General features: G+C 71.2%; 27 protein-coding genes and 1 riboswitch. Of the genes, 18 read left to right on the forward strand and 9 right to left on the reverse strand.

Annotation, left to right across the window (positions count from 1 at the left end; genetic code table 11):
* Nucleotides 1-33: 33 nt before the first annotated feature.
* Entirely contained in the window at nucleotides 34-1062 is a 1029-nt protein-coding gene (locus tag ACGFJ2_RS24865; protein ID WP_357945103.1) for an MHYT domain-containing protein, read from the reverse strand.
* A gap of 113 nt (nucleotides 1063-1175) precedes the next feature.
* On the opposite strand from ACGFJ2_RS24865, the gene macS reads away from it, so the two are divergent.
* The 3 genes from macS to thiI all read left to right on the forward strand — a co-directional run bounded on the left by macS (nucleotide 1176) and on the right by thiI (nucleotide 4413).
* On the forward strand, nucleotides 1176-2276 hold the full coding sequence (gene macS, locus ACGFJ2_RS24870; protein ID WP_357945106.1) for a MacS family sensor histidine kinase: 1101 nt from the start codon (nucleotides 1176-1178) through the stop codon (nucleotides 2274-2276).
* Between the two features lie 240 nt (nucleotides 2277-2516).
* Nucleotides 2517-3158, forward strand: coding sequence for a response regulator transcription factor (locus ACGFJ2_RS24875; RefSeq protein ID WP_357945109.1), 642 nt, complete (start codon nucleotides 2517-2519; stop codon nucleotides 3156-3158).
* A gap of 58 nt (nucleotides 3159-3216) precedes the next feature.
* Nucleotides 3217-4413, forward strand: a complete 1197-nt coding sequence (thiI, locus tag ACGFJ2_RS24880; RefSeq protein ID WP_357945112.1) for a tRNA uracil 4-sulfurtransferase ThiI — start codon at nucleotides 3217-3219, stop codon at nucleotides 4411-4413.
* Between the two features lie 110 nt (nucleotides 4414-4523).
* Here the strand turns inward: thiI and ACGFJ2_RS24885 are convergent, their stop codons facing one another.
* Both ACGFJ2_RS24885 and aroF read right to left on the reverse strand, forming a co-directional pair.
* Nucleotides 4524-4814: a YiaA/YiaB family inner membrane protein gene (locus tag ACGFJ2_RS24885; RefSeq protein WP_357945114.1), complete on the reverse strand. Its 291-nt coding sequence runs from the start codon at nucleotides 4812-4814 to the stop codon at nucleotides 4524-4526.
* Nucleotides 4815-4926: 112 nt separating this feature from the next.
* Complete coding sequence (gene aroF / locus ACGFJ2_RS24890) at nucleotides 4927-5958, reverse strand: 3-deoxy-7-phosphoheptulonate synthase (RefSeq protein WP_357945117.1); 1032 nt, start codon at nucleotides 5956-5958, stop codon at nucleotides 4927-4929.
* Between the two features lie 256 nt (nucleotides 5959-6214).
* On the opposite strand from aroF, the gene ACGFJ2_RS24895 reads away from it, so the two are divergent.
* From ACGFJ2_RS24895 to ACGFJ2_RS24905, 3 genes are all read left to right on the forward strand, one after another.
* Entirely contained in the window at nucleotides 6215-6811 is a 597-nt protein-coding gene (locus ACGFJ2_RS24895) for a sulfite oxidase-like oxidoreductase (RefSeq protein WP_357945120.1), read from the forward strand.
* Nucleotides 6812-6855: 44 nt separating this feature from the next.
* Complete coding sequence (locus ACGFJ2_RS24900) at nucleotides 6856-8028, forward strand: sensor histidine kinase (RefSeq protein ID WP_393471985.1); 1173 nt, start codon at nucleotides 6856-6858, stop codon at nucleotides 8026-8028.
* 66 nt (nucleotides 8029-8094) lie between these two features.
* On the forward strand, nucleotides 8095-8835 hold the full coding sequence (locus ACGFJ2_RS24905; protein WP_357946337.1) for a LytTR family DNA-binding domain-containing protein: 741 nt from the start codon (nucleotides 8095-8097) through the stop codon (nucleotides 8833-8835).
* Nucleotides 8836-9424: 589 nt separating this feature from the next.
* Here ACGFJ2_RS24905 and ACGFJ2_RS24910 read toward each other — a convergent pair.
* The gene (locus ACGFJ2_RS24910) at nucleotides 9425-10267 is read right to left on the reverse strand and encodes a deoxyribonuclease IV (RefSeq protein WP_393471988.1); all 843 of its coding nucleotides are present in this window, start codon (nucleotides 10265-10267) and stop codon (nucleotides 9425-9427) included.
* Between the two features lie 155 nt (nucleotides 10268-10422).
* On the opposite strand from ACGFJ2_RS24910, the gene uraD reads away from it, so the two are divergent.
* The 9 genes from uraD (at nucleotide 10423) to alc (ending at nucleotide 18353) form a co-directional block, all read left to right on the forward strand.
* Complete coding sequence (gene uraD, locus ACGFJ2_RS24915; protein WP_357945128.1) at nucleotides 10423-10908, forward strand: 2-oxo-4-hydroxy-4-carboxy-5-ureidoimidazoline decarboxylase; 486 nt, start codon at nucleotides 10423-10425, stop codon at nucleotides 10906-10908.
* Nucleotides 10905-11207, forward strand: coding sequence for a hydroxyisourate hydrolase (gene uraH / locus ACGFJ2_RS24920; protein WP_393472725.1), 303 nt, complete (start codon nucleotides 10905-10907; stop codon nucleotides 11205-11207). The genes uraD and uraH overlap by 4 nt, the downstream gene beginning before the upstream one ends.
* Nucleotides 11208-11210: 3 nt before the next feature.
* Nucleotides 11211-12083: a factor-independent urate hydroxylase gene (pucL, locus tag ACGFJ2_RS24925; protein WP_357945131.1), complete on the forward strand. Its 873-nt coding sequence runs from the start codon at nucleotides 11211-11213 to the stop codon at nucleotides 12081-12083.
* Between the two features lie 4 nt (nucleotides 12084-12087).
* Nucleotides 12088-12948 carry a xanthine dehydrogenase family protein subunit M gene (locus tag ACGFJ2_RS24930; RefSeq protein ID WP_358187913.1) on the forward strand — a complete coding sequence of 287 codons (861 nt, stop codon included), beginning with the start codon at nucleotides 12088-12090 and terminating at the stop codon, nucleotides 12946-12948.
* Entirely contained in the window at nucleotides 12948-13421 is a 474-nt protein-coding gene (locus ACGFJ2_RS24935; protein ID WP_357945137.1) for a (2Fe-2S)-binding protein, read from the forward strand. Before ACGFJ2_RS24930 ends, ACGFJ2_RS24935 begins: the two co-directional genes overlap by 1 nt.
* A complete protein-coding gene (locus tag ACGFJ2_RS24940; RefSeq protein WP_358187905.1) occupies nucleotides 13418-14815 on the forward strand; it encodes an 8-oxoguanine deaminase in 1398 nt (465 codons plus the stop codon). Before ACGFJ2_RS24935 ends, ACGFJ2_RS24940 begins: the two co-directional genes overlap by 4 nt.
* Nucleotides 14816-14946: 131 nt before the next feature.
* Nucleotides 14947-16086: a glycerate kinase gene (locus ACGFJ2_RS24945; protein ID WP_393471994.1), complete on the forward strand. Its 1140-nt coding sequence runs from the start codon at nucleotides 14947-14949 to the stop codon at nucleotides 16084-16086.
* Nucleotides 16087-16097: 11 nt separating this feature from the next.
* Entirely contained in the window at nucleotides 16098-17408 is a 1311-nt protein-coding gene (gene allB / locus ACGFJ2_RS24950; protein ID WP_393471997.1) for an allantoinase AllB, read from the forward strand.
* Nucleotides 17409-18353, forward strand: a complete 945-nt coding sequence (alc, locus tag ACGFJ2_RS24955; RefSeq protein ID WP_393472000.1) for an allantoicase — start codon at nucleotides 17409-17411, stop codon at nucleotides 18351-18353. It abuts the gene before it with no gap.
* A 47-nt stretch (nucleotides 18354-18400) separates the two neighbouring features.
* Here the strand turns inward: alc and pknB are convergent, their stop codons facing one another.
* From pknB to ACGFJ2_RS24975, 4 genes are all read right to left on the reverse strand, one after another.
* The gene (pknB, locus tag ACGFJ2_RS24960; RefSeq protein ID WP_393472003.1) at nucleotides 18401-20341 is read right to left on the reverse strand and encodes a Stk1 family PASTA domain-containing Ser/Thr kinase; all 1941 of its coding nucleotides are present in this window, start codon (nucleotides 20339-20341) and stop codon (nucleotides 18401-18403) included.
* 257 nt (nucleotides 20342-20598) lie between these two features.
* Nucleotides 20599-21354: a thiazole synthase gene (locus ACGFJ2_RS24965; protein ID WP_357945153.1), complete on the reverse strand. Its 756-nt coding sequence runs from the start codon at nucleotides 21352-21354 to the stop codon at nucleotides 20599-20601.
* Nucleotides 21347-21547: a sulfur carrier protein ThiS gene (thiS, locus tag ACGFJ2_RS24970; protein ID WP_357945155.1), complete on the reverse strand. Its 201-nt coding sequence runs from the start codon at nucleotides 21545-21547 to the stop codon at nucleotides 21347-21349. The genes ACGFJ2_RS24965 and thiS overlap by 8 nt, the downstream gene beginning before the upstream one ends.
* Nucleotides 21544-22866: an FAD-dependent oxidoreductase gene (locus ACGFJ2_RS24975; RefSeq protein ID WP_393472008.1), complete on the reverse strand. Its 1323-nt coding sequence runs from the start codon at nucleotides 22864-22866 to the stop codon at nucleotides 21544-21546. Before ACGFJ2_RS24975 ends, thiS begins: the two co-directional genes overlap by 4 nt.
* A riboswitch (TPP riboswitch) is annotated at nucleotides 22835-22952 on the reverse strand. It overlaps the preceding gene by 32 nt.
* 58 nt (nucleotides 22953-23010) lie before the next feature.
* On the opposite strand from ACGFJ2_RS24975, the gene ACGFJ2_RS24980 reads away from it, so the two are divergent.
* From ACGFJ2_RS24980 to thiE, 3 genes are read left to right on the forward strand one after another with little or no spacing between them, the layout of a single operon-like run.
* A complete protein-coding gene (locus ACGFJ2_RS24980; protein ID WP_357945160.1) occupies nucleotides 23011-24174 on the forward strand; it encodes an FAD-dependent oxidoreductase in 1164 nt (387 codons plus the stop codon).
* Between the two features lie 30 nt (nucleotides 24175-24204).
* A complete protein-coding gene (locus ACGFJ2_RS24985; RefSeq protein WP_225298599.1) occupies nucleotides 24205-24579 on the forward strand; it encodes an Rv2175c family DNA-binding protein in 375 nt (124 codons plus the stop codon).
* Nucleotides 24557-25192: a thiamine phosphate synthase gene (gene thiE, locus ACGFJ2_RS24990; protein WP_357945162.1), complete on the forward strand. Its 636-nt coding sequence runs from the start codon at nucleotides 24557-24559 to the stop codon at nucleotides 25190-25192. The genes ACGFJ2_RS24985 and thiE overlap by 23 nt, the downstream gene beginning before the upstream one ends.
* A 121-nt stretch (nucleotides 25193-25313) precedes the next feature.
* On the opposite strand, the gene ACGFJ2_RS24995 is transcribed toward thiE, so the two are convergent.
* Nucleotides 25314-26381: a polyprenyl synthetase family protein gene (locus ACGFJ2_RS24995; RefSeq protein ID WP_393472013.1), complete on the reverse strand. Its 1068-nt coding sequence runs from the start codon at nucleotides 26379-26381 to the stop codon at nucleotides 25314-25316.

A 26381-nucleotide genomic window follows, 5' to 3' on the forward strand; every position in this document is an offset into this window, starting at 1 on the left:
GGGAGTATGAGCAGGGCTCAGGTGATTTTGCAACTACCTCCGTCTAATTTTGGAACGTGGCGAATCTTCCGGGAACCCCTGCTGCTGCGGGGATGTAGGCGCGCCCAAGATCGGTTGCGGCTCGGGGACGGGGGCGCCGAAGACGGGTTGCGGCCGAGCGGGCCGCGGCTGAACGGGCCGTTGCTGGGCGGGCTGCTGTTGGACGGGTTGCCGCTGGGCGGACTGCTGCTGGGCGGGCCGCGGGTGAAGGGGAATGGGCGCGGGGTAGGGCTGCGGCTGCTGGCTGGCACGCCGGCGCAGCTCCAGCCGGGCGACCAGCTCGGCGTCCTCGTGCAGCTCCTCCTCCGACGGCGACAGGATGACCATGAGCAGCATGGTCAGCGTGATCAGGCTGATCACGGTCATGAGCGGTACGAGGAAGTCGAGGGCGTCGGCGCCCGGCACGGCGCTGGGCTCGGGGTCGACCGTGACGAGCATCGCGTACATGCCGGTGTAGTGCATGCCCGAGACGGCCACGCCCATGACCAGCGCCGCGCCGGCGATCCAGACGGGGCGCTTGACCCGCATCGTGAACCACAGGGCCACGGTCGCGGCGATCACGGCGATCGCGACGGAGGCGGCCACCACTTTTCGGTCATAGGAGACGTGCGCGGACATGTTCATCGCGTACATGCCGAGGTAGTGCATGCTTGCCACGCCCAGGCCGGTCAGCAGGCCGCCGCCGAGCAGGGCGAGCAGCCGGCCGCCGCCGTACGAGACCAGGAACAGGCCGGTGCCGACGACCACGATGGCCACCACGGCGGAGGCGACCGTCAACGGCACGTCGTACTTGATCTGGGTGCCTTCGACCTCGAAGCCCATCATGCCGATGAAGTGCATGACCCAGATGCCGGTGCCGCCGATGGAGATGGCCGCCCCGATGAGCCACCGGATCCGCGAGGCGCCTCGCGAGGCGTGCGCCTGGGCGGTCAGCCGCAGTCCGAGCATCGACCCTATGCACGACATCACGTACGCGAGAAGCGGCGTGAGCGGGCCGTGGGTGAAATGGTTAACAGCGGACATTCAGTCAGTTTCCTTGCATTAGGGGTCACCGGATTGTGCCAGCTGGCCTGTCCGATTCACATAGATATCTCGACTATCTGTCAACCTGTAATGTCGGAACGTGAGAAGGGCTCATGGGTATCGAGAGGCCGTTCTGGCGCGCGATCGCGGTCTTCCGCGTCGCCTCGCTGCTCTACGCGGCGGTGTTGATGGCGCAGCACCGCGGCTACGCGGAGCCGCTCACGGGGTGGCTGGTGATCGGCGTCATGGGGCTGTGGACGGCGGCGGCGATCTTCGCGTACTCCGTCGAGGCGCTGCGCCGATGGCCGCTGCTCGTGCTCGATCTGCTGGTGGCCGTGGCCTGCCTGCTGGCTTCGCCGTACGTGCAGGGCGCCCAGCAGCCCGGTGAGGGCACCATGCCGGTTCCGGCCACCTGGATCGCGGGCCCGGTGCTGGCCTGGGCGGTGCACGGGGGACGGCGGCTCGGCACGGTGGCCGCGGCCGTCGTGGCGGCGGCGGACCTGTGGCTGCGGATCCACGGGCCCGACGCGCCCGTCCTGATCAACGGCGCGGTGCTGCTGTTCATGACGGGCGTGGTGGTCGGGCACGTGGCGCGGCTGGCCAAGCGGGCGGAGGAACGCATGCAACGGGCCGTCGAGATGGAGGCGGCGCAGCGCGAACGCGATCGGCTGGCGCGGGACGTGCACGACTCGGTCCTGCAGGTACTGGCGCTGGTCCGGCGCCGCGGCCAGGAGCTGGGCGGCGAGGCGGCGGAGCTGGGCCGGCTCGCCGGGGAGCAGGAATCGGCCCTGCGCTCGCTGTTCATCCGGCCCGCCTCCCCGCCTGCTGGGGTGGCGGATCTGCGGGCGTTGCTCATGCGGTACGGCTCGGCGTACGTGACGGTCTCGACCCCGGCGACGCCCCTGGCGCTGCCGGGGCCGGTGGCGGAGCAGACGGCGGCGGCCGTCGGGGCGGCGCTGGCCAACGTCCGTGCGCACTGCGGGGCCTCGGCGCGGGCGTGGGTGTTCGCCGAGTCGGGGGACGGCACGGTGACGGTCAGCGTCCGCGACGAGGGGCCGGGGATTCCGGCCGGCCGGTTGGAGGAGGCCGCGGCGGCCGGTCGCCTGGGTGTCTCCCAGTCCATCCGTGGGCGCATCGAGGGTCTTGGCGGGAAGGTCTCGATCACCAGCGTTCCGGGGGAGGGCACGGAGATCGAGCTGACGGTCCCGGCCTAGGGGAGGGTTTTCCCGGGGTGGTTCGTCACGCGGCTGTCTCGGTCCCTGTGACGGTCTGTGGGTGGCGGGGGTCCTTTGGGTGGGGTACGCCCTTCGGGGGAGCGGAAGAGGGCGGCCGTCGTGGCTGGGGTCCCAAGGGTGGGCGCCGGGGGGCCAAAGAGGGTGGCTGGGGGCTCTGTGGGGATGTCCCTTCGGGAGTGGAAGGAGACGGGTCGGCGTCGCGACCCTAGAGTGGCGGCCATGGTGCGGGTGATGGTGGTGGATGACCATCCGATGTGGCGCGACGGGGTTGCCAGGGATCTGGCCGAGGCGGGCTACGAGGTGGTCGCCGCCGTGGGTGAGGGGCGTCAGGCGCTTCGTGTGGCCGGGGCGGTGCTGCCCGAGGTGGTGGTGCTCGATCTGCGGTTGCCCGACATGTCGGGGGCGGAGGTGGCCGAAGGGCTGGCCGGGATGCCGGTGCCGCCGCGGGTGCTGGTGTTGTCGGCCAGTGCCGAGCAGGACGACGTGCTGGACGCGGTCAAGGCGGGCGCTTCTGGGTATCTGGTGAAGTCGGCGAGCCGGGAGGAGTTCCTCGACGCCGTACGGCGGACCGCGGACGGCGACGCCGTGTTCACGCCGGGTCTGGCCGGGCTCGTGCTGGGGGAGTACCGGCGGCTCGCCGCCCAGTCCGCGCCGGCCGAGGGGCCCCGGCTGACCGAGCGGGAGACCGAGGTGCTGCGGCTGGTCGCCAAGGGCCTGTCCTACCGGCAGATCGCCGACCGGCTCGTGCTCTCGCACCGGACCGTACAGAACCACGTCCAGAACACGCTTCAGAAGCTCCAGCTCCACAACCGGGTAGAACTGGTGCGATATGCGATCGAGCGGGGGCTCGACGCGGACTAAACTCGGTGGGTCGAGGCGTTGGCCTCGGCACGTCCCCATCACTCCCGGAGGTTCTGCCATGTCGATGTCCGCCCTGGGCGAGCCGTGCGTTCTGCTCAAGCTGGGCGAGATCGTCCTCAAAGGTAAGAACCGCGACATTTTCGAACGCCGCCTGGTCGACAACATCCGCGAAGCCGTCAAGGAGCTCGGCCTCAAGCTCGACGTGCGCAAGCGGCACGGCGTCATCGCGATCTTCCTGCCCGACGGCGCCACGGCCGAACAGTCCGAGACCGTGGCCAAGCGGGTCGCCGACGTGCCCGGCCTGGTCTGGATCCACTCGGCCTGGCGGGTCGCCAAGGACCCCGACGCCGTGCTCAAGGCGAGCCTGGAGCTGGTGTCCGAGCGCGAGGAGGTCAAGCGCGGCGCCTCGTTCGCGGTGCGCTCCCGCCGCCGCGACAAGCGTTTCCCGCTGCGCTCCAACGAGCTCGACCGGCTGGTCGGCGGCGCCATCAACGACGAGTACGGCCTGCCCGTCAACCTGAAGAACCCGGAGCTGACCGTCTCCATCGAGGTCGACAAGGACGAGGTGTTCGTCTTCACCGGCGGCATCCCCGGCCAGGGCGGCCTGCCGGTCGGCAGCAGCGGCCGGGCGCTGGTGCTCATGTCGGGCGGCATCGACTCGCCGGTGGCCGCCTACCGGATGATGCGCCGCGGCCTGCACGTCGACTTCCTGCACTTCTCCGGCATCCCGTTCACCACGTCCGAGTCGATCTACAAGGCGTACGCGCTGGTCAGGAAACTCGACCGGTTCCAGGGCCGGTCGCGGCTGTGGGTGGTGCCGTTCGGCAAGGCCCAGCAGTCGATCCGCACCTCCGGCCAGGACCGGCTCGCGGTGATCGCCCAGCGCCGGCTCATGCTCAAGACGGCCGAGGAGGTCGCGCATCGCATCCGCGCCGCCGCGCTGATCACCGGTGACGCCCTCGGCCAGGTCTCCTCCCAGACGCTGACCAACATCACGGCCCAGGACCACGCGGTCGAGCTGCCGATCCTGCGCCCCCTGGTGGGCTGGGACAAGACGGAGATCATGGCCGAGGCCCGGCGCATCGGCACGCTGGAGATCTCCGAGCTGCCCGACGAGGACTGCTGCACGCTGCTGGCCCCCAAGCGGGCCGAGACGCGCGCGAAGATCGAGGACCTCAAGCAGATCGAGAAGCGGCTGGACGCCGAGGAGCTGGCCGTCCAGCTCGCCGACTCGATCCAGGAATACAAGCTCTGAGCTCGGGCTGAGGCCGGGCCGCTCGTGGGGGACCATTCCGCTGGGCGGCCCGGCCTCAGGCTTGAGAGGGCGACCGAGCCCGCCGCGCGGAGTGCGGCAAATAAGCACGGTCAGGACGCGTCCACCCTGAACGGGTCGTGCTCGGCGAGCAGCTTGTCCAGGCGGGCCTGGTCGACGCGGGTGCTGACCCCCGACAGCTCCTGACGGTCGCGTACGACCTTGCTGAGCGTAATGGTCGAGGTGATGACGTACAGGACGCCCAGGGCGAGGAAGGCCCTGATCCACCCGGAGGCCGGGAGGTAGACCAGGGCGAGCACCACGGACGACACGGAGACCCCGAACGACAGGATGGCCTGGACGTAGTAGGCGGTGGTCTGGGTGGGTTGGATGGGCTTCGTCATGCCGACCATCATCAGGCTGGGCGACATGTCGGCACATGGGGTTGCGTACTCAAGTTACTCATGAGTACGGCCGACCGGGCGCGTGGTGCCGGCCGTACTCACCCCAGGCGGATCAGACCGTCAGCGCGGCGGCGGCGGTCTTGCCGAGCAGCGGCGGGAAGTCCCGCATGACCTGGGCCAGCTCGCCCAGATCGGTGTCGACCAGCGCCTGCGGCCCGTCGACGATCGCCTGCTCGGGATGCGGGTGCACGTCGATGATGACGCCGTCGGCGCCCACGGCGATCGCCGCGCGCGTCAGCGGCAGCACCAGGCCACGCTGGCCGCCCGAGTGCGACGGGTCGACGATCACCGGCAGGTGCGACAGCCGCTGCGCCACCGGCACGGCCGAGACGTCGAGGGTGTTGCGCGTGGCGGTTTCGAACGTCCGGATACCGCGCTCACACAGCACGATGTCGAGGTTGCCGCGCTGGGCGATGTACTCGGCGGCCATCAGCCACTCCTCGATCGTCGAGCTCATGCCGCGCTTGAGCATGACCGGCCGGCCCGCCGCGCCGACCGCCTGCAGCAGCGCGAAGTTCTGCGCGTTGCGGGTGCCGACCTGCAGCATGTCCGCGTACGAGGCGACCAGGGCGACGTCCTGCGCGTCGACCACCTCGGTGACGATCGGCAACCCCGTCTCCTCGCGCACGTCGGCGAGGATGCGCAGGCCCTGCTCGCCCAGCCCCTGGAAGGCGTACGGCGAGGTGCGGGGCTTGAAGGCGCCGCCGCGCAGCAGGGTCGCGCCCGCCGCCATGGCCATCCTGGCCGCCTCCAGCGTCTGCTGGGGCGTCTCCACCGCGCACGGCCCCGCGATCAGCGTCACGGTGCCGGGGCCGATCGGCACGCCGCCCACATGGACCGTGGAGCGTTCGGGATGGTTCTCCCTGCTCACCAGCTTGTACGGCGTGCTCACCCGCATCACGTCACGCACCCCCGGCATGCCCCGCAGGCTCGCCTCGTCGAGCTGGGTCACATCGCCCACCAGCCCGACGATCGTGCGCCGTACACCCCTGCTCACGAACGCCTCTACCCCGGCCGCCTGGACGACCGCGACGATCGACGCGATGTCATCCCCGGTTGCCTCCTGGCCCATCACGATCACCATCTGCTGCTCCTTTGATCAAGCGCGGAAAAGCCCTGGAAACGGCGAAAGGCCCCGGGTCCATGTGGACCCGGGGCCTTTCGTTCGCCTGTCTGCTAGCGCAGCGTCAGGTGGCGAACGGACACGGGTCCGCCGCCATACCAAAACACGAACGCTTTACGCATAGTCGCCATCGTAGCGCACCGCACCCGGGCGCGAGGCAGACACAGGCCGATGGCAGGATGGCCCAAGACCACGGAAACCGGCGAGGGGAGTGTACGTGGAGGAATCGCGGCTGCCTCCGGGCCAGTACGTCCCGCGCGGCCGGCCGGTGATCCACTACGGCAGGGTGCCGCAGTTCCGGCCCGAGAGCTGGGACTTCCGCGTCTTCGGAGCCACCGCCTCGGGCGAGGAACACCGCTTCACCTGGCCGGAGTTCGAGAGCCTGCCCCGCACCGGCGTCATCGCGGATTTCCACTGCGTCACCAAGTTCTCGATCATGGGTAACGAGTGGCGGGGCGTCAGCCCGGCGACGATCGTCGCGGCGGCCCCGCCCGACCCGGGCGTGCGGCACGTGATGATCTGGGCCGAGTACGGCTACAGCGCCAATCTCCGGATGTCCGACTTCACCGCCTCGGACACGCTGTTCGCCATGGAGCTGGACGACAAGCCGATCAGCGCCGAGCGGGGCTTCCCCGTACGCGCCGTCGTGCCCCATCTGTACGCCTGGAAAAGCGTCAAATGGGTGCGGGCCATCGAGTATCTCCTCGAAGATCGCCGAGGCTTCTGGGAGGAACGCGGCTACCACAACGTGGCCGATCCCTGGCGCGAGCAACGCTACTCCTACCAGGAAGAACCCGGCGAGGGCCCTCCGTAGGGTTTCCGCCCGAACACGGTCCGTTGTTGGCTACGGTTGCCCGCATGTCGACCACCGCGTACGTGGTGCTGTCCTGCCTGACCTTCGTCCTCGGCTACGTCGTCGCCCTGGTGCCGCGGGGACGCCGGGAGCGGCGCGAGCCGTCCGATCCGGCCGGGCCGCCCCCGGGCGACTGGAGGGACGAGGCGACGTACACGGCGCTGCACATCGCGGCCCTGGCGGCCCCCTCGCTGCGCGCCGGGCTGAACCGCGACTCGGCCCGCAAGGCCGTACGCCATCTGCACGCCCTGCTCGGCACCTACGCCGTCGCGATCACCTCGACCGAGGCGGCGCTGGCCTGGGACGGCCCGTGCACCGACGAGGTGCTCACCTACGCGCGCACCGCGCTGGCGTCCGGGCGGCCGCAGGTGTTCGCCGGGGAGCCGTACGGCGCGGTCGTGGTGCCGCTGCTCGTCGACGGCAAGCTCGTCGGCACGCTGGCGGCCTTCGACCAGGAGGTGAGCGCGGCGCTGGTGCGTACCGTCACCGAGGTCGGCCGGTGGGTGTCGGGCCAGCTGGAGCTGGCCGAGCTCGACACCTCGCGGCGGCGCGCGCTGGAGGCGGAGATGCGCGCCCTGCGGGCGCAGATCTCGCCGCACTTCATCTACAACGCGCTGACCACGATCGCCTCCTTCGTCCGCACCGATCCGGCGCGGGCCCGGGAGCTGCTGCTGGACTTCGCCGACTTCGCCCGGTACGCGCTGCGCCGGGCGCACGACTTCACCACCCTGGCCGACGAACTGACCTGCGTCGACCGCTACCTGCTGCTGGAGCGGGCGCGCTTCGGCGACCGGCTGCGCTTCAGCGTGCAGGTGGCGCCGGAGGTGCTGCCGGTGCCGGTGCCGTTCCTGTGCCTGCAACCGCTGGTGGAGAACGCGATCAAGCACGGCATGGGCAGCCGCGGCGGCGTCGGGCAGGTCCGCGTGGTGGCCCGCGACGCCGGGCCGGAGGCGCACATCACGGTCGAGGACGACGGCACCGGCATGGATCCGGAGCACGTCAGGCGGGTGCTGGACGACGACCCGAGGCGCGAGGGCAACGGCATCGGCCTGGCCAACGTGGACGTGCGGATGCGCCAGATCTACGGCGACGGCTACGGGCTGGTGGTGGAGACGGCGCTGGGTTCGGGCACCACCGTGCGGCTGCGCGTGCCCAAGACGCGCCTCAGCCCTCTGTAGTCAATTCTTCGCGCTGCGTGCGCAAGTGGGTTGTGACCTCAGCGTTATTAAGGCAGCGTGGTGGTCATGCTGCGCGTGCTGGCCGTCGACGATGAGGTGCCCGCTTTGGAAGAACTGGCCTACTTGCTGCGCAAGGATGCCAGAGTGGAACGGGTCACGACCGCGAGCGACGGCGTCGCGGCCCTGCAGGAGATGGTCCAGATGATCGGGACCGGCGAGCGGCTCGACGGGGTGTTCCTCGACATCCGGATGCCCGGCATCGACGGGCTCGACCTGGCCAAGCTCGTCGGCGGATTCCCCAGCCCGCCCAGGCTGGTGTTCGTCACGGCGCACGAGGACTGCGCGGTGCGGGCGTTCGAGCTGGAGGCCGTCGACTACCTGCTGAAACCGGTCCGGGCCGAGCGGCTGGCCGAGGCGGTGCGCAGGCTGGAGGTGGCCGTGGCGCCGCCCGCCGAGCCGGCCCTCGACGACGTGATCCCGGTTGAGCTGAGCGGGATCACCAGGTTCGTCCCGCAGCAGGCGGTCTGGTACGCCGAGGCGAAGGGCGACTACGTACGCCTGCACACGGTCGACGGCAGCTACCTCGTACGCATGTCCCTGGCGGCGCTGGAGCGGCGCTGGGCCGACGCCGGGTTCATCCGGGTGCACCGCAGCACTCTCGTCTCCGCCAGGCACGTGAGCGAGCTCAGGTTCGAGGGCGGCAGGGTGATGCTGACCGTCGGCACCCAGACGCTCCAGGTGAGCAGGCGGCACAGCCGTCAGGTGCGCGAGCAGCTGGTCCGCCAGCATCGCGGCGCCATTTCCTGACCCGTCGCCGACCCGTTGTGCCGCCCGTTTCCCGGGTGGGGTGGGCGTGAACGCGGGGAGTGTGAACGGCCGCCCGCGCGGTTCGGCGCGCCGGGCGATTTCTCCGTGATGGTGGCGAGTTCCCTGGTCACACCGGGTCGGGTGGCTCTGTGGCGTCCGGACGGCCGTCGTGTCCGGGATCGCGGGGCCGCGGAAGTGACCGCTCGTCGTGCCGGAACCGCCGTTCGTCGTACCCGTACGCTCCGTATGGCGATGACTACAGACCGTTCGACGAGCTGTCCGTAAACGGGGGTTCGCCCGCAAGATCGCGACCGTAGTGTTTGCGCATCGGAAGCCACCCGGCGCATCGGGGGGGACGAGCCGAATGGCTCGCTGATTAGTCTGATGCGTCGGATCCTCCGGTGACCGCGCAGGTCACCACGGCTGTCGGGCCCTCTACCGGGGGGCAGGGCCCGCCTGCCGAGCACGTGTGGGACGCCCGCTGTGGCCGCGGAAAGGACCGCGATCCGGCTTACGGGGGTGGCCGGATCGCGAGAGCGGGCGTCCCGACACGTGCGTCAAGGCCCGACTCAACCGAGCAGGCCGGAGATCACGGCTCGTCGCGGAGCTTCTTGAGGGTGGCGATGTCCTCGCGGTGCTTGTCGGCCTTCCCCGGCGTCTCGATGCAGATCGGGACGCCCGCCACGGCCGGGTGCCGCATCAGGTCGGCGAACGGCTGGGCGCCGATGTGCCCCGCGCCGATGTTCTCGTGGCGGTCCTTCTTCGAGCCGCACACGTCCTTGGAGTCGTTGGCGTGGATCAGCTTCAGCCGCCCCGGCGCGATCGCGTGCAGCGCGTCGAACGTCTCCTTGACCCCGCTCGCCGCGACCAGGTCGTGCCCGGCCGAGAACGCGTGGCAGGTGTCGAGGCAGATGTTGGCCCGCGGGTGCCAGTCGAGCGCCGCCAGGTAGGGCTCCAGATCCTGCACCGTGGCGCAGAGCATCGCCCCCTGGCCCGCCATCGGCTCCAGCAGCAGGTCGGGGCCGCCCTCGGGGATCTCGTCGAGCAGCGGCAACAGGTGCTCGCGCAGCTGGCGCATCGCGTCGTCGCGTGGCTGCGTCACCGCCGAGCCCGTGTGCACCACGACTCCCTTGGCGCCGACCTCGGCGCCGCGGCGCAGCGTGTAGCGGACGAGCGCGATGGTGCCGGCCACCGTCTCGGGGTTGGGCGAGCCGAAGTTGGCCAGGTAGGGCACATGCACGAAGGTATCGACACCCGACGCGGCCAGCGCGGCGTCCTCTGCGGGCTTGCCCGGCGTGAGCGCCCAGGCGCGCGGGTTGGTGACGAACACCTGGATCATCTCGGCGCCGATCTCGGCCATGTACGCGAGACCGCCCGTCGCCAGGCCGCCCGCGACGGAGACGTGCCCGCCGATGAGAGAGGTTGGGGTCATGATGGCTACCAGTTTAGGCGGGTGGCGGAGCGGGCCGGCCGAGTGGGATATGCGGCGAGCTTGGAGCATGACACGAAAAGTCCTAGCCAACCGCTGGGCCACTTGAGAGTTCTTGCGGATGGACCGGGCACCACGCGGGTGTGTGTACTGCTGCTATGCCCAACACGCTCACCGGTCTGGCCGGGTTCAACGCCCGGGAGGACATCGAGGCGGAGCTGCTCGCCTGCTGCGCCTCCCGCGCCTTCGCCAGGTCCGTCGCGGCCCGGCGCCCCTACAGTGACCCGGACCGGCTCGCCGACGCCGCGGACGCGGCCGTGCGCGGCCTGGCCTGGCCCGACGTACTCGAAGCGCTCAGCGCCCACCCCAGGATCGGGGAGCGCGCCCAGAGCGCCTGGTCCAGGCAGGAGCAGTCGGGCGTGGCGGACGACACGCGCGCCGAGCTGGCCGAGGGCAACCGGGCGTACGAGGACCGTTTCGGCCACGTCTACCTGATCTGCGCCACCGGCCTGACAGGCGCGGAGATGCTGGCCAGGCTGCGCGAACGCCTGCTCCACGACGAGGAGACCGAACGCGCCACCGTTCGCGACGAGCTGGCCAAGATCACCAGGCTGCGGCTGGTCAAGCTGCTGGAGGGGTCCTGATGAGCTTCTCCACGCACGTCCTGAACGCCGTCACCGGCCGCCCCGCCGCCGGAGTGGCCGTACGGCTGGAGCACGAGGGCGAGGTCGTGGCCGACGGCCGCACCGACGCCGACGGCCGGATCAAGGGCTGGAACCCCGGCGCCGGCGTCCACCGGGTGGTCTTCGACACCGGCGCGTACCTGGCCGACACGTTCTACCCCGAGGTCGTCATCACCTTCACCGTGACGGACCCGGCCGCGCACTATCACGTGCCGCTGCTGCTCAGCCCGTTCGCCTACTCCACCTACCGAGGGAGCTAGAACGTGCCCGACGTCATCCTGGGCCCCAACCGCTACGGCAAGGCGGAGACCAGGCTCGTCCGCGTCGTCCGGGAGGGCGACGTCCACCACCTCAAGGACCTGAGCGTCAGCTCCTCGCTCTCCGGCGACATGGAGGCCGTCCACCTGACCGGCGACAACGCCACCGTGCTGCCGACCGACTCGCAGAAGAACACCGTCTACGCCTTCGCCAAGAAGCACGGCGTCGACCAGATCGAGGAGTTCGCGCTGCTGCTGGCCAGGCACTACGTCGCGGCACAGCCGTCGATCCACCACGCCAGGGTGGAGATCGAGGAGTACGCCTGGGAGCGGATCGGCGGCGACCGGCCGCACTCGTTCGCGCGCAAGGGCGGCGAGGTGCGCACCTGCGTCGTCCACCATGACCGGGACGGCCGCACCACCGTGGTCTCCGGGCTGAAGGACCTGGTCGTGCTCAACTCGACGGGCTCGGAGTTCCACGGCTACATCCAGGACGAGTACACCACGCTGCCGCCGACCACCGACCGGGTCCTCGCCACCGCCGTCGCCGCCCGGTGGCGCCACGCTTCAGAAGGGTCCGCGTACGGCAAGTCGTACGAGGAGGTACGGCGCTGCCTGCTCGAGGCGTTCGCCGACACGCACAGCCTGTCCCTGCAGCAGACGCTGTACGCGATGGGAAAACGGGTACTGGACACCCGAGGCGAGGTCTGCGAGATCAGGTTCGCGATGCCGAACAAGCACCACTTCCTGGTGGACCTCTCGCCGTTCGGCCTGGACAACGACAACGAGGTCTACTTCGCGGCCGACCGCCCCTATGGCCTGATCGAGGGCGGCGTACTGCGCGAGGACGCCCCTGACGCCGCATTCGCCTGGGAGTAGAACGATGGAATTCCTGCGCCCCACGACATGGGACGAGGCGCTGGCCGCCAAGGCGGACCGGCCCGGGGCCGTGCCCATCCAGGGCGGCACCGACGTGATGGTCGAGATCAACTTCGACGTGCGACGGCCGGAGGCGCTGCTGGACCTCACCCGCGTGCCCGAACTGCGTACCTGGTCCCTGGAGGACGGCCGGTACCGGGTAGGGGCCGCCGTGCCGTACACCACGATCATCGAGGAGCTCGGCGGCCCGCTGCCGGGATTGGCGCAGGCGTCCCGGACGGTCGGCTCGCCGCAGATCCGCAACCGCGGCTCGGTCGGCGGGAACCTCGGCGCGGCCTCGCCCGCCGGGGACAGCCACCCGCCGCTGCTCGCCGCCGGAGCGGTGATCGAGGTGGAGTCGCGCGACGGCGGCGTCAGGATGATCCCCGCGCACGAGTTCTACCTGGGCGTCAAGCGGTCCGCGCTGCGGCCGGACGAGCTGATCAGGGCCGTCCACCTCGAACCCGCCACCGGCCCCCAATACTTTTCCAAGGTCGGCACCCGCAACGCCATGGTCATCGCGGTGTGCTCGTTCGCGGTCGCGCTGCATCCGGGGGAGAGGCGGGTCGGCACCGGCCTCGGATCGGCCGCGCCCACGCCGCGCAGGGCGCTGGAGGCCGAGGAGTTCCTGCGCCGCGAACTCGACTGGAACGCCCGGCTCGACCCCGCCGTGCTGAAGCGGTTCGGCGAGCTGTGCGCCCGGGCCGCCTCGCCGATCGACGACGTGCGCGGCACCGCCGACTACCGCAGGCACGCCATCGGCGTGATGGCCCGCCGCACGCTGACCTGGGCCTGGAACGACTACCGAGGAAGGAGGGCCGCCTGATGCGCGTCACCTTCACCGTCAACGGCCGCGAGGAGTGCGCCGACGACGTGTGGGAGGGCGAGAGCCTCCTGTACGTGCTGCGCGAACGGGTCGGCCTGCCCGGCTCCAAGAACGCCTGCGAGCAGGGCGAATGCGGATCGTGCACGGTCTACCTCGACGGTACGCCGGTCTGCGCCTGCCTGGTCGCCGCCGGGCAGGCCGAGGGCCGCCACGTGCGTACCGTCGAGGGCCTGGCCGACGGCGACCGGCTCGACCCCGTGCAGGAGGCGTTCGTCGAGAGCGGCGCGGTGCAGTGCGGCTTCTGCACGCCCGGTCTGATCGTGCAGACGCACGACCTGCTCGAACGCGTCGACCGGCCGTCCGACGCGGAGATCCGCGAGGCCCTCGCGGGGAACCTGTGCCGCTGCACCGGCTACGAGAAGATCCTGGACGCGGTACGGCTGGCGGCCGAGCGAAAGGCGGCGACCAGATGACGCCCGGCTCTGTGCAGATCGACAACGTCTACATCGCGCCTGTTGCCGGGCCGGAGGTCGAGTCCGGATATGTCCGTATCGAGGGTGATCTGATCACCGGCCTCGGCCCCATGGCCGAGGCGCCCGCCACCCCGCCGGCCACCCGGATCGACGGCACCGGCTGCCTGGCCACGCCCGGCCTGGTCAACACCCACCACCACCTCTACCAGTGGGCCTCGCAGGGACTGGCCCAGGACGCGACCCTGTTCGAGTGGCTGGTGGCCCTCTACCCCGTGTGGGCCGCCATGGACGCCGAGGTCGTCAGGGGCGCGGCCGGGGCGGGACTCGGCCACCTGGCCCTGTCCGGCTGCACCACCTCCAGCGACCACCACTACGTCTTCCCCAAGGGCCGCGGCGACCTGCTCGCCGCCGAGATCGAGGCGGCACGCGAGCTGGGCATCCGCTTCCACCCGGCGCGCGGCTCCATGGACAGGGGCGAATCGCAGGGCGGCCTGCCCCCGGACGTCGTCGTCGAGCGGCTCGACGAGATCCTCGCCGCCACCGCCGAGGCCGTCGACGTCTACCACGACCCGTCGTTCTCCTCGAAGCTGCGGATCGCGGTGGCGCCCTGCTCGCCGTTCTCGGTGAGCGGTGAGCTGATGACCGAGGCCGCCGCCCTCGCCAGGGACCGGGGAGTCCGCCTGCACACCCACCTGGCCGAGACGCTGGACGAGGAGGAGCACTGCCGCGCGCAGTTCGGCATGCGGCCCGTCGAGTACATGGACAAGCTCGGCTGGCTCGGTCCCGACGTCTGGTTCGCGCACGCGGTGCACCTCAGCGACTCCGACATCGGCAAGCTCGCCGCCACCGGCACCGGCTCCGCGCACTGTCCCTCGTCGAACGGCCGGCTCGGCGCCGGGATCGCCAGGGTGTCGGAGATGCTGCGCCGCGGCGCGAACGTCGGTCTCGGCGTGGACGGCAGCGCCTCCTCGGAGCTGACCACGCTGTCCGGCGAGATGCGGCAGGCACTGCTGTTCCAGCGGGCCGTGTACGGTCCCGGCGCGCTGACCGCCCGGCAGGCACTCGAACTCGCCACGCTCGGCGGGGCCCGCAACCTCGGCCGTGAGGGCGAACTGGGCACGCTGGAGGCGGGCAAGCTCGCGGACATCGCGCTGTGGCGGGTGGACGGGCCGTTCGCCTCGGCGGTGACCGACCCGGTCTGCCGCCTGGTCTTCGCCACCCGCCAGCCGCCGCTGGCCCGGCTGCTGGTCGGCGGCGAGACGGTCGTCGAGGACGACGAGCTCAGGACCGTCGCCCATGACGCCGTCGGCCGCGCGGGCGTTGAGGCCCACCGCCGCCTGAGCCGGCTGGCCGAGAAGCATGGCATCACCGCCGCCAAGGAGATCCACCGGTGACCACGCCCGTCTGTCGTGAATCACGCACCGGACGCCAGTTCGAGGCGCCGTCCGCCGGGATGTGATGATGAATCGTCGCGTCTCCCCGGAGGCGGGGCCGTTCGCCGTTCGTCACCGTGTGGGAGTTCGTAGTGGTTGAGCATGTGCTCGTTGCCCCCGACAAGTTCAAGGGGTCGCTGACCGCCGCCGAGGTGGCGGCCCATGTGTCGGCGGGGCTGGGCGTCCCGGCGATAGAGCTGCCTGTGGCCGACGGGGGAGACGGCACCGTGGACGCGGTCGTGGCCTGCGGCTTCACGCGCGTCTCCCGCCAGGTCACCGGGCCCACGGGCGAGCCCGTCCAGGCTTCGTACGCGCGGCGTGGGGACACGGCCGTCGTCGAGCTGGCCGAGGCGTCCGGCTTGCGCCGTCTCCCCGGCGGGCTCGAGCCGCTCACCGCCACCAGCTACGGCACCGGCGAGCTCGTCGCCGACGCGATCCGCCAGGGCGCCAAGCGCATCGTGCTGGGCCTGGGCGGCAGCGCCTGCACCGACGGGGGCGCGGGCATGGCGCAGGCGCTCGGCGCCCGCTTCCTCGACGCTCAGGGCGACGAGCTCGAGTACGGCGGAGCCGCCCTGGGCGGGCTCGACCGCATCGACATCTCCGGTTTCACGGATATGTCGGGCATCGAGGTGGTGGTGGCCAGCGACGTCGACAACCCGCTCCTCGGCCCGCACGGCGCCGCGGCGGTCTACGGTCCGCAGAAGGGCGCGACCCCGGAGGACGTGCCGGTCCTGGACCGGGCGCTCGGCCGCCTCGCCGCCGTCGCCACGCGCACGCACGGTCTCGCGGGAGCCGTCGAGCACGATGACGTACCCCGCCCGATGGGCGTCGCCGGGGCTCCGGGCGCGGGGGCCGCCGGTGGCGTGGGGTTCGCCGCGCTGGCGTTCCTGCACGCCGAGGTTCAGCCGGGCATCGACTACCTGCTCGACCTGCTCGGGTTCGGTGAGCACGTCAAGGGGGCCCGGCTGGTGATCACCGGTGAGGGCTCGCTGGACGAGCAGTCGCTGCGCGGCAAGGCCCCTGTCGGCGTCGCCCAGGCGGCTGCCCGGGCGGGCGTTCCGGTGGTCGCCGTGTGCGGTCGCCGTACCCTGTCCGACGCCGAGCTCCGGGCAGCCGGTATCGAGGCCGCCTACGCCCTCACCGACCTGGAGCCCGACCCGGCCCGCTGCATGGCCGACGCCGCCGCGCTCCTCGAACGCCTGGCCGCCAAGCTCGCCGCCGACCGCCTCTGACCGGAGTTGATATGAGCGGCTATGACCTCGTGGTTCGATCGCGCAGGACCGTCACGCCCGACGGCGAGCGGGCCGTCTCGGTGGCCGTCCGCGACGGCCTGATCGCCGCCATCGGCGCGTACGGTGACGCCATCGAGGCGGCCGAGGACATCGACCTGCGTGACCTCGCGCTGCTGCCCGGCCTGGTCGACACCCACGTGCACGTCAACGAGCCGGGCCGTACGCACTGGGAGGGGTTCGCCTCGGCCACCAGGGCGGCCGCCGCCGGCGGGGTCACCACGATCGTGGACATGCCGCTCAACTCGCTCCCGCCCACCGTCACCGTGGACGCCCTCGACGCCAAGCTGCGCGCCGCCGACGGGCAGTGCCACGTGGACGTCGGCTTCTGGGGCGGCGCGATCCCCGGCAACGTCAAGGACCTGCGCCCGCTGCACGACCGTGGGGTCTACGGTTTCAAGTGCTTCCTGTCACCGTCGGGTGTGGAGGAGTTCCCGCCGCTCAGCCCTTCGGAGGTACGCGCGGCGCTCACGGAGCTCGCCGGGTTCGACGGTCTCATGGTCGTACACGCCGAGGACCCGGCGCTGCTGGCCGAGCCGGCGGGTCCGACGTACCGCGAGTTCGTGGACTCCCGGCCGGGCGCGGCCGAGCGCAGCGCGGTCGAGCAGGTGATCCGGCTGGCCCGGGAGACCGGCGCCCGGGTGCACATCCTGCACGTCTCCAGCGCCGACTGCCTGGAGCCGCTGGCCGCCGCCCAGGCCGAGGGAGTACGCGTCACCGCCGAGACCTGTCCCCACTACCTGACCCTGGCCGCCGAACAGGTGCCCGAGGGCGAGACCGCCTACAAGTGCTGCCCGCCGATCCGCTCCGCCGCCAACCGCGACCGGCTCTGGGACGGGCTGGCCGGCGGCGTGCTGAGCTGCGTCGTCTCCGACCACTCGCCCGCACCGGCCGACCTCAAGGTGCCCTCGTTCGCGGCGGCCTGGGGCGGCATCGCCTCGCTCCAGCTCGGCCTGCCGGCCGTATGGACCGAGGCGTCGCGCCGCGGTCACGGGCTGGCCGACGTGGTGCGCTGGATGTCCACCCAACCAGCAGCAATGTCCCATATTTCCGGAAAAGGCGCGATAAAGGTTGGCAACGACGCTGATCTGGTGGCTTTCGATGCCACAGCCGTCAACCCGGTCGACGCGGCCCGGCTCCACCACAAGAACCCGGTGACCCCCTACCACGGCCACCTCCTCAAGGGCGCCGTCCTTACCACCTGGCTCCGTGGCCGGCCCACCGACGGCGTACCGCACGGAGCCTTCCTGTTGGGAGAGCAGTAGATGCCCGGCTTCACCGACCTGCCCGACCTCGCGCTGCGTACCCTCGGCGGCTCGGTGGTCGCCGCCAGCGACGAGTCCTTCGCCGAGAAGGAGAGCCTGATCCGGCCGGGACGCCCCGGCTTCCAGGCGGAGACGTTCGGCAACAAGGGTCAGGTCTACGACGGCTGGGAGACCCGGCGCCGGCGCGAGCCCGGCCACGACTGGGCGATCGTCCGGCTCGGCCTGCCGGGGGTCGTCCGCGGCGTGGTGATCGACACGGCCTGGTTCAAGGGCAACTACCCGCCCCACGCCTCGGTCGAGGCCGCGGCCGTGGACGGCTACCCGTCGCCCGCCGAGCTCGCCGACGCCGACTGGGTGGAGATCGTGCCGAGGAGCGACCTCAAGGGCGACGCCGAGCACGCTTTCGAGGTGACCGACGACTCCCGGTATACGCACGTCCGGCTGAACATGTATCCCGACGGCGGAATCGCCCGGCTGCGCGTCCACGGTGAGGTACGGCCGGATCTGTCCCTCTACGACGGGCTCAGCCTCGACCTGGCCGCCCTGGCGAACGGGGGGCGGGTCATCGCCTGCTCCAACGAGTTCTACTCGGCGCCCGACAATGTCCTGGCCCCCGGGCTGGCCCGCCACCAGGCGGAGGGCTGGGAGACCGCGCGGCGGCGCGAGGCCGGAAACGAGTGGCTGGTCATCAGGCTCGCCGCGCGCGGCGTCATCCGGCTGGCCGAGATCGACACCACGAACCTGCTGTTCAACGCCCCCGGCTGGGTGTCACTGACCGGTTACGACGGTGACCGTGAAATCGAGTTGCTGGCCAGGACGCGGCTGCAGCCCGACACGCCGCACCGATTCCGCCTGGAGCACGCCGAGCCGGTCACGCGGGTGCGCGTCGACATCTATCCCGATGGTGGGCTGGCAAGGGTCCGGCTGCACGGCAACCTCGCCTGACGGCCCTCGCCTGGCTGCCGGGTCACTGCCAGACGACGACTGCCGGGTTACTGCCAGAGGACCACCGTCGAGGCGGGTGGCCGCTCGCTGTTGCCCGCCGGGCGCTGGAATCGTACGACTCCATCGTTGGAGAGCTTGCGGATCTGCACCTTGAAGCCGAGACCCACTAACTCGTTCCTGGCGTCGCTGACGTTCTTGCCCACCACCGACGGAACGAGCTGGAACTCCTGGTCGTCACGCGCCTCGTTGTCCTCATTGTCACCGCCGAACCAGTCCCAGAAGTCGGTCTGGCACCGGGACACCGTGATCATGGCCTGCGCGCCCTTGTCGACCTCGGCCTTGGCCTTGGGCGCCTGCGCGATCACCGTGCACGGCTCGGCCCTGTCGTCGACCTCGTTGACCTGCACCTGGAAGCCCTGGGTGCCGAGGTAGTTGGCCGCCTCGTCCTTGGGCATGCCGCTGACGTCGGGCATCACGAGCCCCGCGCTGACGTAGAGGTTGACCTTCGAGTTCTCCCTGACCTTCTCGCCCACGTCGGGCGAGGTGCGGATCACCTTGCCGCGGGCGATCTCCTGGTTGGCCTGCCGGCTGACGCGGTTGACGTCGAGCCCGGCCTTGCCGATCGCGGTGCGGGCCTCGGGCTCGGTCATGCCCTCGACGTTGGGCACCAGCACCCGCTTCGGGCCCAGCGAGGGGACCAGCGTGAGGGCCGCGCCCCGCTCGACCTCGACGTTGCGCCCCGGGTCGGTTCGCAGCACGAGGCCCTCGGCGACCTTCTCGTCGTGCTGGCCGGGGGCCGTCTTCACCTGGAAGCCCTGGCCGGCGGCGGCTCTCTGGGCGACTGCCAGGTCCTTGCCGACCAGGTCGGGCACCGGCACGTACGTGGTCTGCGAGAAATACCAGCCCGTCAGCGCGACCGCCACCACCATGACCGCGGCGAGCGCGACCAGGAACCAGTTGGGCTTGAAACCGGCGCGCCGCGCGGGCAGCTCCTCGCGCGGCTGGATCATCGTGTGGTTCGGCACCACCTGCGTCATCGCGTGCGGCGCGTGCGGCGCGGTGGCGGGGCCGGCACTCGGCATCGAGTAGGGCATGGAGCGCACGCCGGACGCCCCCGCGTGCATGGGTGGCGTCGTCGTACGGGGCAGCATGCGGTGCGCGTCCACGGCCGCCACCAGCATCGCGGTCGCGTCGGCGGGACGGTCGTCGGGGGAACGGGCCGTGGCGTGCGTCACCAGCGTGTCGATCAGCGGCGGCACTTCCGGCACCACGGAGGACGGCGGTGGCACGGTGTCGTGGACGTGCCGGTAGGCCACCGACATCGGCGTCTCGCCGTCGTAGGGCTGCTCGCCGGTCACCAGCTCGAACAGCATGATGCCCGCCGCGTAGACGTCGCTGCGCACGTCGGCACCGCCGGTCATGACCTGCTCGGGCGACATGTAGCCGATCGTGCCGATCATCACGCCGGTGCGGGTCTGGTTGGTCGCCTCGATCGCCCGGGCCAGGCCGAAGTCCACCACCTTGACCCGGCCGTCGTCGGTGAGCAGGACGTTCTCGGGTTTGACGTCGCGGTGCACCATGCCGGCCTGATGGGCCGCGCCCAAGGCCGCGAGCACCGGTATCATGATCTCCAGCGCCTCGCGGGCGGGCAGCCTGCCCCGGTCGCGCAGGGTGTCGCGGAGCGTCTTGCCGGGGACGTACTCCATCGACAGATAGACCACGTCACCGTCGGTGCCTTGGTCGAAGACGTGCACCACGTTGGGGTGCGAGAGGCTGGCCACGGACTTGGCCTCGCCGATGAACCGCCGCACGAACGCCGGGTCCTCGGCGAGCGAGCGATGCATGACCTTCAGCGCGACCGTGCGGTCAAGCCGGACGTCGAGCGCCAGGTAGACGGTCGCCATACCGCCTCGCGCGATCCGGGACTCGATGCGGTAACGCCCATCGAGCAGCCGTCCGACGAGAGGGTCCGCTGTCGTCGTGTCCACCCCGCTGAGTTTACGGGCGTTTTGCCACTGGCAAGGCCTGACCATCCGAAACCGATGCCGAGCCGTGCTCGTTGGAACGCGCCTATCTGGAACATAACCGGACATATCCTGTCTCGCCGGTTCCGCGTGGCGTCGAGTGGCTACGGGCCCGTCCGGCGGCCTCCGAGTGGCTACGGGCCCGTCCGCAGCATTCGCGTGGCTACGGGCAAGTCAGCGGCCTTCGCGTGGCTACGGGCCCGTTGAGGGCCTTCGCGTAGCTATGGGCCCGTTGGGGAGGAGGCCTCCGCGTAGCGGCGGCGGGGGATGCGGCCCGCCTGGTGGGCGAGCCGGCCCGCCTGGACGGCCGCTCTCATGGCCGTCGCCATCAGCTCCGGCCGCTGCGCCCTGGTGACGGCCGTGGCCAGGAGTACGGCATCGCAGCCCAGCTCCATCGCCAGGGCGGCGTCGCTGGCCGTACCGATGCCCGCGTCGAGGATCACCGGCACCGAGGCCGCCTCCACGATGAGCTCGATGTTGTGCGGGTTGCGGATGCCGAGGCCCGAGCCGATCGGCGCGCCGAGCGGCATCACCGCGGCACATCCGGCCAGCTCCAGGCGACGCGCCAGCGCCGGGTCGTCCCCGATGTACGGCAGCACCACGAACCCGTCGGCCACCAGCCGTTCGGCCGCGTCGAACGTCTCGATCGGGTCCGGCAGCAGCGTCCGCTCGTCGGCGATGACCTCGAGCTTGACCCAGTTCGTGCCGAGCGCCTCCCTGGCCAGCCGGGCGGTCAGCACGGCGTCGCCCGCGGTGAAGCAGCCGGCGGTGTTGGGCAGGACCTTGATGCCGCGTTCGCGCAGTACGTCGAGCACCGAGCCGGGCGCACTGGGGTCGAGCCGCCGCATGGCGACGGTCGTCAGCTCGGTGCCGGACGCGACCAGCGCCTGGTCGAGCACCTCCAGCGACGGGGCACCGCCGGTGCCCATGATGAGCCGGGAGGAGAACTTCTCTCCGGCTATGAGCAGATCATCCACCTTGCACCGCCGTCAGCACTTCCATCCGGTCGCTGTCGCCGAGCGCCGTCGTCTCCCAGGCGCTCCGCGTCACCACCTCGTCGTTCACGGCCACGGCCACGCCGGTCGTCGCCGTGGTGAGCGTGAGTACGGCCTGCGCCACGGTGGTGCCGTCGGGCACCTCGTGCGGGGCCCCATTGATGATCACATTCATGAAATATCCCGATACCTCAGCGGCGAGCACAGCTCCGCGAGCTCGCTCTCCTCGCCCAGCAGAATGGCCGCCGTGAGCGGAGCCAGCAGCACCCCGCCCCGGTGATGCCCAGTGGCCAGCACCAGCCCCGGCGTCCCGCTGGGCCCGATGAGCGGAACGTTGTCCGGTGTGCCCGGCCGCAGCCCCGCCACCACGTCGGCGATCTCCAGCTCGGTGACGCCCGGCACCAGCTCGTGGGCGTCCCGCAGCAGCTCGTACAGTCCGCCCGCCGTCACCCTCGTGTCGAACCCCAGCTCCTCCTGGGTCGCCCCGACCACCAGCTCACCGTCACCCCTTGGCACCAGGTACACGGATTTCCCGTGGACCGTCCCGCGTACGCACCTGCCGAGCAGGGGCTGTGGGGAGCGCAGCCGCATGATCTGCCCCTTGACCGGCCGCACCGGGACATCGACCAGCCCGGCGCTCCACGCCCCGGCCGCCAGCACGACCCGCTCGCCCCGGATCTCATGGGGGATGTCCACCTGCGGGCGGCCCTTGTCCAGGGTGGCCGTCCCGTCTGGGGGTGTGAGGCGTACGCCCACCACCGCGTCGCCGTCCCGGAGCAGTTCGCTGACGCGAGCCCGGACGAGGGGGACGCCCAGGCGGTCGAGTGCGGCCAGGAGCGCGGCGGTGACACGGCGCGGGTCCACCCAGGCGTCTCCACGGGCCAGTAGCCCACCGCGTACGGAGGGCGCCAGCATGGGCTCCAGCCGACGGCACTCGCGCCCGGTCAGCCGCTCGACCGGTAGCCCCAGCTTCTCCATGAACGCGGCCAGCTCACCGAGCGCCGCCAGATCGTCGGCCCCGAACGCCACGGCCAGCGTCCCGTCGACCCGGAAGTCCAGCCCGGCCCGCGCGGCCTCACTGAGCCCGCTCACGACCGCTTCAGCTGCCCCCGCTTCGTCAAGGCGGTTGGTGGCGGGACCCGCAGCAGCATGGAGGCCGACATCGGAGGCGGCGGATCCCGTACCAGCATCGCGGTGAGAGCGGTTGGCGGCGAATCCCGTACCGGCGTCGAGGTCGGCGTCGGTGGCGAGTTCGGAGGCGAAGGACGGCCAGCGGCGCAGTGCGGCGAGGCCCAGTCGGAGCAGCGGCTCCTCCGTGTACGTGACCTCGCTCACCGGCGCCAGCATGCCCGCCGCCGCGTGCGAGGCCCCGGTGGCCGGAGCCGGGTCGACCACGGTGACCGGCCGACCCGAGCGGGACAGGCGCCAGGCGATGGACAGCCCGATGATCCCGCCGCCTACGACGATGTCCACGTCCGCTCCCTTCGCCGGCATGATCCGGATCAGGTGTCTTGCGGTCGAAGGCCCGGTGCAGCCTTCCTCTCAGCCCGGTAAACGGCCGGACTCCCGCGCGTCTTACGTCTCCACCCTACGGCCTCGGCGCGACGTCCCGGCACGGGCCCCGTTATGGTCTTGAACGTGAATCATGTGGTGGTGGCAGGCGCCGGTCTGGCCGGTGTACGGAGTGTCGAGGCGCTGCGCGCGAAAGGGTTCGACGGCAGGATCACGCTGATCGGGCAAGAGCGGCACCGGCCGTACGATCGGCCACCCTTGTCGAAGGCGGTCCTGTCCGGCAGCAGTGACTCCAGCTTCGTCGACGCCGACCTCGCCGTGCTGGAGGTGGACTTCTGGCCGGGCGTCTCGGCCAAGGCGCTGCGTCCCGGCGTCGTCGAGACAACCGAGGGCGAGCTCGGCTATGACGGCCTGGTGATCGCCACCGGCGCCGAGCCGATCACGCTGCCCGGCGACGGCCGCCAGCACGTGCTGCGTACCCTCGACGACGCGCTGGAGCTACGCGCCCGGCTCGTCAAGGGCGCCCACGTGGTGATCATCGGCGCCGGCTGGATCGGCGCCGAGGTGGCCACCGCCGCCCGCCGGGCCGGCTGCGAGGTGACCGTGATCGAGGCCGGCCCCACCCCGCTCGCCCAGGCGGTCGGCCCCGAGATCGGCGCCCGCACCCAGGGCTGGTACGAGGGCATCGACCTGCGGCTCAACACCCTGGTCGGCTCAGTGGACGACGGCGGCGTCACGCTCGCGGACGGAAGCCTCATCGAGGCGCACGTGGTCGTCACCGGTGTCGGAGTACGCCCGACCGTCGGCTGGCTCGCGGGCTCCGGCATCGACCTGGACAACGGCGTCGTCACCGACGAACACCTGCGCACCTCCCTGCCGAACGTCGTGGCCGTGGGCGACTGCGCCGCCTGGTGGTCGCGCCGGTTCGAGACCAGGCTGAGGGTCGAGCATTGGGACGCCGCGCTCAACTCACCCGAGGTGGCCGCCGCCACGCTGCTGGGTGTCGAGGCCGCCTATGACCCGGTGCCCTATTTCTGGTCTGAGCAGTTCGGTCACATGGTCCAGTACGCGGGCCACCACCCGGCCGGAGACCGCCTCCTCTACCGAGGCGAACTCGGCGGAAAATGGTCGGCCTGCTGGCTCACCTCGGACGACACCCTGGCCGCGGTACTCGCCGTGGACCGGCCCCGAGACCTCGTCCAGGGCCGCAGAATCATCGAAGCCGGACACCGCGTAGACGCCGAACGCCTGGTAGATCCCGACCTCTCCCTACGGGACTGTGTTGTTTGAGCAAGCACGCCATGTGGTAGTTGTGGTTTCGTGACGCTTTCTGTTGCGCAGATCGACCGGGAGACCGACCAGCTCGTCGCCGAGTGGCTCACTCTCCCCGAAGTGGCCGCGCGCCTCGACCTTTCGATAGGGCGGGCCAAGCAACTCCTCAAGGACCGGAAACTGCTCGGTGTGCGCCGGGGTGGTGGTGGGCCACAAGTGCCCGCGGTGTTCCTTGACGGAAAGGACGTGATGAAGGGTCTGCCCGGCACACTCTCCGTGCTGCGCGACTCCGGTTACGACGACATCGAGTCGCTGCGCTGGCTCTTCACTCCCGACGACTCCCTGCCCGGCTCGCCGGTCGACGCCATCAGGGCCGGTCGCCATACCGAGGTCAAGCGGCGTGCCCAAGCCCTCGCTTTCTGACGCCCGCCTCTACCTCTGCACGGACGGCCGTCGCGAACGCGGTGACCTGGCCGAATTCCTCGACGCGGTGCTGGCCGCGGGCGTGGACATCGTCCAGTTGCGGGAGAAGGGGCTGGAGGCGCGCGAAGAGCTCGCGCTCCTCGAGGTCTTCCGCGACGCCTGCGACCGGCACGGCCGGCTGCTGGCGGTCAACGACCGGGCCGACATCGCCTACGCCGCCCGGCCCGACGTGCTCCACCTGGGGCAGGACGATCTTCCGGTGAAGGTCGCGCGAGAGATACTCGGCGACGACGTCTTCATCGGACGGTCCACCCACTCCGTCGCCGAGGCGTCCGCCGCGGCCGTGGAGGAGGGCGTCGACTACTTCTGCTGCGGTCCCGTCTGGCCGACGCCGACCAAGCCGGGCCGCCACGCGCCGGGGCCGTCGCTGCTGCGGCACGCGGCGTCGCTCGGCACCGGGCGGCCGTGGTTCGGCATCGGCGGCATCGACCTGGGCAATCTCGACCAGGTCAGGTCGTACGGGGTCGAACGGGTTGTGGTGGTACGCGCCATCACGGAGGCCGAGGATCCGGGCGCCGCGGCAGCGGAGTTCGCCAAGCGCCTGGCCGGCTGACAGACGCGCGCGGGCGCCCTCCGGCGCCCGCCGCGCCGTACTCAGGTGGTGTGTGGGGCGGCGGGTTGTACGTGCGGCCGTTCAGGCGTGCCTGAGAGTGACAGGTAGTGCGTGTGGTGGCTCAGGTGGTGCGTGAGGTGGCGGCCACCGCCAGGTCCGACAGGGCCGCGCGGGCCTCCGGTGTGATCGGCGCCTTGCCGAGGAACGTCAGCGCCTCGCCGAGGTAGTCGCCGATCATGTCCTCGCACTGGCGCAGCGCCCCGGTGCCCTCGATGATGCTCCGCAGCGCGGCCACCCCGTCCTCGTCGAGTCCGGGGTCACCGAGCAGGGCGCGCACGGTCTCGGCGTCGCCGGGTGCGGCCGCGGCCAGCGTCCGGGCGACGAGCATCGTCCGCTTGCCCTCGCGCAGGTCGTCGCCCGCCGGTTTGCCGGTCTGCGCCGGGTCGCCGAACACGCCCAGGATGTCGTCGCGCAGCTGGAAGGCGATGCCGACCCGTCGGCCGTACTCCATGCAGAGCTCGTCCATCCACGGCTCCAGGCGGCCGGCGGCGAGCGCCAGGCCGAGGCGGAGCGGTTGTTCGACGGAGTATTTGCCGCTCTTGTAGAGGGCGACGCGCAGGGCGGACTCGAAGGTGTTCTCGCCGTGCGCCTGCTCCAGCAGGTCGAGATATTGGCCACACATCAGCTCGGTGCGCATGTGGTCGTGCACCGGCTGGGCCGCCGACAGGGACTCGGGCGGCAGGCCGCTGCTGCGCCACATCTCGCCGGACCAGATCAGCAGCAGGTTGCCCAGCAGGATCGCCGCGCCCTCGCCGAACTGCTCCGCCGAGCCGTGCCAGCCCGACTTCTCATGGATGGCCTCGAAGCGGCGGTGCGCGGACGGCATGCCCCTGCGCAGGTCGCTCTTGTCCATCACGTCGTCGTGCACCAGCGCGCTGGCCTGGAGCAGCTCCAGCGAGGCGGCGGCGGTGAAGATCCCGGGCACGTCGGTGCCGCCCGCGCCCCGCCAGCCCCAGTAGCAGAAGGCCGGGCGCAGCCGCTTGCCGCCGGACAGCAGGTCTTCGGCGGCCGAGCGGAGCGGCTCGAGCTCGGTGTCGCCGGGGGTGGGCAACTGCCGTCGGACGAACGTCCGCAGCGCGGCGTCCACCTTGGCACGCAGGGCGTCCAGGCTCGCGGCGTCAGTGGTCAT

It is taken from the genome of Nonomuraea sp. NPDC049028, from assembly GCF_043197735.1.
Lineage (GTDB): Bacteria > Actinomycetota > Actinomycetes > Streptosporangiales > Streptosporangiaceae > Nonomuraea.

What these genes read in the sequence shown, in the direction of transcription:
- ACGFJ2_RS24865 (WP_357945103.1), bottom strand. Translation starts at nt 1,062, where the DNA reads ATGTCCGCTGTTAACCATTTCACCCACGGCCCGCTCACGCCGCTTCTC.
- macS (WP_357945106.1), top strand. Translation starts at nt 1,176, where the DNA reads ATGGGTATCGAGAGGCCGTTCTGGCGCGCGATCGCGGTCTTCCGCGTC.
- ACGFJ2_RS24875 (WP_357945109.1), top strand. Translation starts at nt 2,517, where the DNA reads ATGGTGCGGGTGATGGTGGTGGATGACCATCCGATGTGGCGCGACGGG.
- thiI (WP_357945112.1), top strand. Translation starts at nt 3,217, where the DNA reads ATGTCGATGTCCGCCCTGGGCGAGCCGTGCGTTCTGCTCAAGCTGGGC.
- ACGFJ2_RS24885 (WP_357945114.1), bottom strand. Translation starts at nt 4,814, where the DNA reads ATGACGAAGCCCATCCAACCCACCCAGACCACCGCCTACTACGTCCAG.
- aroF (WP_357945117.1), bottom strand. Translation starts at nt 5,958, where the DNA reads ATGGTGATCGTGATGGGCCAGGAGGCAACCGGGGATGACATCGCGTCG.
- ACGFJ2_RS24900 (WP_393471985.1), top strand. Translation starts at nt 6,856, where the DNA reads ATGTCGACCACCGCGTACGTGGTGCTGTCCTGCCTGACCTTCGTCCTC.
- ACGFJ2_RS24905 (WP_357946337.1), top strand. Translation starts at nt 8,095, where the DNA reads ATGCTGCGCGTGCTGGCCGTCGACGATGAGGTGCCCGCTTTGGAAGAA.
- ACGFJ2_RS24910 (WP_393471988.1), bottom strand. Translation starts at nt 10,267, where the DNA reads ATGACCCCAACCTCTCTCATCGGCGGGCACGTCTCCGTCGCGGGCGGC.
- uraD (WP_357945128.1), top strand. Translation starts at nt 10,423, where the DNA reads ATGCCCAACACGCTCACCGGTCTGGCCGGGTTCAACGCCCGGGAGGAC.
- ACGFJ2_RS24930 (WP_358187913.1), top strand. Translation starts at nt 12,088, where the DNA reads ATGGAATTCCTGCGCCCCACGACATGGGACGAGGCGCTGGCCGCCAAG.
- ACGFJ2_RS24935 (WP_357945137.1), top strand. Translation starts at nt 12,948, where the DNA reads ATGCGCGTCACCTTCACCGTCAACGGCCGCGAGGAGTGCGCCGACGAC.
- ACGFJ2_RS24940 (WP_358187905.1), top strand. Translation starts at nt 13,418, where the DNA reads ATGACGCCCGGCTCTGTGCAGATCGACAACGTCTACATCGCGCCTGTT.
- allB (WP_393471997.1), top strand. Translation starts at nt 16,098, where the DNA reads ATGAGCGGCTATGACCTCGTGGTTCGATCGCGCAGGACCGTCACGCCC.
- alc (WP_393472000.1), top strand. Translation starts at nt 17,409, where the DNA reads ATGCCCGGCTTCACCGACCTGCCCGACCTCGCGCTGCGTACCCTCGGC.
- thiS (WP_357945155.1), bottom strand. Translation starts at nt 21,547, where the DNA reads ATGAATGTGATCATCAATGGGGCCCCGCACGAGGTGCCCGACGGCACC.
- ACGFJ2_RS24975 (WP_393472008.1), bottom strand. Translation starts at nt 22,866, where the DNA reads ATGCCGGCGAAGGGAGCGGACGTGGACATCGTCGTAGGCGGCGGGATC.
- ACGFJ2_RS24995 (WP_393472013.1), bottom strand. Translation starts at nt 26,381, where the DNA reads ATGACCACTGACGCCGCGAGCCTGGACGCCCTGCGTGCCAAGGTGGAC.